This window comes from Streptomyces sp. PTY087I2, assembly GCF_001687325.1.
Lineage (GTDB): Bacteria > Actinomycetota > Actinomycetes > Streptomycetales > Streptomycetaceae > Streptomyces.
Genome location: NZ_LZRD01000075.1, coordinates 1 through 1,832 on the forward strand (window position 1 = coordinate 1; position 1,832 = coordinate 1,832).

The 1,832-nt window shown below is 75.2% G+C and carries 1 protein-coding gene and 1 pseudogene; both read left to right on the forward strand.

What is annotated here, in order from left to right; translation table 11 throughout:
- On the forward strand, nucleotides 1-1,093 hold a 1,093-nt coding region (locus A3Q37_RS35090), incomplete at its 5' end, for a peptidoglycan-binding protein (protein ID WP_065491270.1).
- Nucleotides 1,094-1,131: 38 nt separating this feature from the next.
- Nucleotides 1,132-1,832 (forward strand): annotated as a pseudogene (locus A3Q37_RS35095) (membrane protease subunit); the annotation flags it as partial.

Below are 1,832 nucleotides of genomic sequence, written 5' to 3' on the forward strand. Positions count from 1 at the left end.
CCACGCCCCCTGGGCCCCGCGCGCCGACGGGGGAGCCGATCCGGAGCCGGCCCCCGCCAACCCGCAGGGCGAGAAGGGGCCGCTGCGCGGCGCCGGCGCCTCGGGCCCGCCGTCGGCCGGAGCGGCGGCGGCGCCGAAGACGACCCGGGCCGACATCATCGACCGGGCGCAGAGGTGGGTGAACGCGAAGGTTCCGTACAGCATGGAGAAGTACTGGTCCGACGGGTACCGCCAGGACTGCTCCGGCTATGTGTCGATGGCCTGGAACCTCGGCACCAACGAGTGGACCGGCAGCCTCGCCACGTACGGCACCCGGATCGCCCGCGCCGACCTCCAGCCCGGCGACATCCTCCTCTTCCACAACCCGGCCGACCCCGCGAAGGGCTCGCACGTCACGATCTTCGGCGGCTGGACCTCCAGTGCGCGCACCCATTACGTCGCCTACGAGCAGGCGCGCCCGCAGACGCGGAAGCAGACGACGCCCCTGGCGTACTGGAACAACTCCGACCGTTACGTCGCCTACCGCTACAAGGGGGTCACGGGCGGGTCGCCCGGCTCCGGCTCCTCCACCGCCTTCCCCGGGGCCAAGCAGTTCGGCCCCGGCACCAACAACAAGTACGTCACCCAGCTCGGCCAGATGCTGGTGCAGCGCGGCGGCAAGCGGTTCTACGCGGTCGGGCCCGGGCCCGTGTGGGGAACGGCGGACCTGCGCGCGACCCAGGCGTTCCAGCAGGCCCAGGGCTGGAAGGGCAAGGAGGCCGACGGCATCCCCGGCCCGCACACCTGGAGCCTGCTGACCTCCGGCGGCGGCCGCGACATTCCGGCCGTCGGCGCGGGCGGCAGCCCGAACACGGCGGTCGCGTTCCCCGGGCGCGGCTATTTCCAGCCGGGTCAGTCCAACAGCCATGTCGACCGGCTCGGCAAACAGTTGGTGAAGAAGGGATACGGCAAGCACTACGTGTCGGGCCCCAGCCCGCTCTGGACCGAGGCCGACCGCCGGAACGTCGAGGCGTTCCAGCGGGCCCAGGGCTGGCGCGGCGGTGCGGCCGACGGTTATCCGGGGCCGGAGACCTGGCGCCGGCTCTTCGCGTGACGGACGCGCACGACGTGACGGAAAGGAACAGCGAACCGGTGACCACCGACAAGGACCAGCTCCCCCACCCCCCGGACAACCTGGACGACCAGCTCCCCCCGTCCCTCTTCGCCCCCCTGGGCAGGGGGACCCCGCCACCACTGTTCGGCCCGGTGGACGGGCCCCCGCCGCCGAGCGGTGAGCCCGCGCCCCAGGCGAAGGGTGACGCGGGCGGTGCTCCGCCGCCGTTGTTCCGGCCGGTGGGGGAGAAGACCCCGCTCCCTGGCCGGGACCCGGAGCCCGCGTCAGCGCTCCCGAAAGGCGATGCGGGTGGTGCCCCGCCGCCGTTGTTCCGCCCGGTGGGCGGTAAGGCCTCGCCGTCGGACGCCGAGCCCGTGCGTGGGCCGGAGGGCGGCAAGGCGGTACCGCCGCCGGGCGGCGAGTCCGCGTCGGTGCCGGCGAAGGGCGACGCGGACAGTGCTCCGCCGCCGCTGTTCCGCCCGGTGGGGGAGAAGACCCCGCCGTCGGACCCCGGCAAGACCCCGTCCGCCGCGCCCCGGACCGTCGCCCCGGAGTCCCCGGGCGTGAGCCTGCACCTCGGGCCGGCCTCGGACCGCCCCGCTCCGGACCGCCTTGCCGCGAAGGACCCGTCCGCCGACGGTCCCGCGCGCCGCGCCGCCGCCGACCCCGCCTCTGTCCGCCCGGCTGCCGAAGGCTGTGGTCCCGACCGCCCGTCCGCCGCCGGTCCCGCCTCCGCTCG